This window comes from Serratia sp. 201 (genome assembly GCF_037027545.1).
In the GTDB taxonomy this organism is placed as follows: domain Bacteria; phylum Pseudomonadota; class Gammaproteobacteria; order Enterobacterales; family Enterobacteriaceae; genus Serratia; species Serratia bockelmannii.
The window spans coordinates 1-255 of record NZ_JAXCHC010000028.1; the positions used below are offsets into that span (position 1 = coordinate 1).

1 rRNA gene is annotated in these 255 nt (G+C 55.7%); it reads right to left on the reverse strand.

The features are described 5' to 3' along the window. Window positions 1–158 precede the first annotated feature (158 nt). Window positions 159–255, reverse strand: a 5S ribosomal RNA gene (gene rrf, locus WA302_RS25240); the annotation flags it as partial.

The window sequence follows — 255 nt, forward strand, 5'->3', positions numbered from 1 at the left end:
GGGGCTCGAACCCGCGACCCCCTGCGTGACAGGCAGGTATTCTAACCAACTGAACTACCGCTCCACCGATTCTTTTACGTTGCATCTCTCGATGCCGGCAAATTCGCGCTTTGCGATTTGCGCATTACCAGTCGTCACACTGATAACGTTTATTTGATGCCTGGCAGTGTCCTACTCTCGCATGGGGAGACCCCACACTACCATCGGCGCTACGGCGTTTCACTTCTGAGTTCGGCATGGGGTCAGGTGGGACCA